This window comes from Ruegeria sp. BI7 (genome assembly GCF_056537925.1).
The window spans coordinates 1-1,439 of the sequence record NZ_JBQFSK010000027.1; the positions used below are offsets into that span (position 1 = coordinate 1).

Here is a 1,439-nt window from a genome sequence, read left to right on the forward strand (position 1 = left end):
CCGTCGCCACTCGCCAGTGATCCAAGTGCCTGCGTAGCCTGATAGCAGGCAGGTCTTTTAATGCAATTCGACGAATTGAACAGACGGGCTCGGAGTAATCATGTGCACAATTTCGATCTCGTCCAAGCTTGCCTTGGCTGATGCGAAGGCCTTAACCCCAAGCATCGGTCTTGTTCGCCTCTTAATGAACAGGTGGTCCTGTTCGACGATATTATTCAGGTACTTCCGCCTGACCATCTCTATTGGTATCGGGCAACCAAAACCCTTGAGCATTCTGTTGGTTGCTTTGATACCCGTAGTGTTTGTGCTGCTTTTGCCGATGACAACCTTTCGTGGGAGGCCGTTGACCTCCAGCATCTTGGCGAAGAACTTTGTGGCGACCTGTTTGCTGCGACGTTCTGAAAGCTTAAATTCGAGCGTTTTGGCCTGCTTGGGCTTCCACATATTGCGTGATAGCTAATAAATGCTCGGCCATAGGAGCAAATCTGTTAATCTGAGGCTGCGCCAGAAGAATAGTAGAATGCAATCGCTTGCGCCCTGTTTTTAACCGAGAGCTTTTCATAGATGTTGCTCAGGTGAAATTTGACGGTATTTGTCGAGATTTGCAGGTCCTTCGAAAGTTCGCGATTGGATAGGCCCTTGGCCAACGCTTCAAGGATGACGCGCTCTTTACGAGACAGGCTGTGAATTGGATCCTGCTGCATTTTCCGAACATCGATGAACGGAAAAACCATCTTGCCTCGGGCAACATCCGAACAAGTTTCCAGCAAAACATCGACCTCACCTGACCGGGATGCGAACCCCGCAGCTCCTGCCTGCATAGCAAGGCGCGGCACGTCTCCGGCATCGTCTCCATATACGACGAAACGGGGCGCGTTCTCCTGTTCACGCAGAACCTCGATCAATTTGGCGGCGCCCAAGACCGGCAAATTCCAGGCGATCACGCAGACCTTGACCGGAACTCTCATAACCGCGCCCAAGAAGCCTTCGGCGGTTGCTGATGTTGCCACCAGAGAGAATCGTGGATCACGCTCGAAAATCTCGGACATAGCCGACAATACCAGTGGATTGTTGTCGGCAAGCATAACGTTAATCGGTTGCTGTGAAGGCTCTGCCATTGATTTTACATCCAAAAACCCAAAAACCTACCCGTAAGAATAGGTACTAATTTGGTATACCGCGGTATTTCTGCCAAAACGGGTAGTTTTTTTCTAATCCTATTAGAAGTCCCAAAGCAGTAGTAAGTTACGTTGCGCAATGATGCAAGCAACGCTTTCCTGATCCACAACGCGATACTTGGGCGTGATTGACCACGCCGACGATCAAGGAGGATCGAATGACTTTTCAGATTTATCCCCCGCTTGAGATCCCCGAGACACTGGCTGCTGGTCCGGGGCCGGGCAATACGGACGCCCGCGTTTTGCAGGCCTTCGCCAATG

Annotated in this window: 1 protein-coding gene and 1 pseudogene; both read right to left on the reverse strand. The window is 51.0% G+C overall.

The features are described 5' to 3' along the window. Positions 1-57: 57 nt before the first annotated feature. A pseudogene (locus tag ACR0JB_RS21795) lies at positions 58-432 on the reverse strand (DDE-type integrase/transposase/recombinase); the annotation flags it as partial. A 56-nt stretch (positions 433-488) separates the two neighbouring features. Next, positions 489-1,118, reverse strand: coding sequence for a response regulator transcription factor (locus tag ACR0JB_RS21800; protein WP_254428658.1), 630 nt, complete (start codon positions 1,116-1,118; stop codon positions 489-491). Positions 1,119-1,439: the final 321 nt, after the last annotated feature.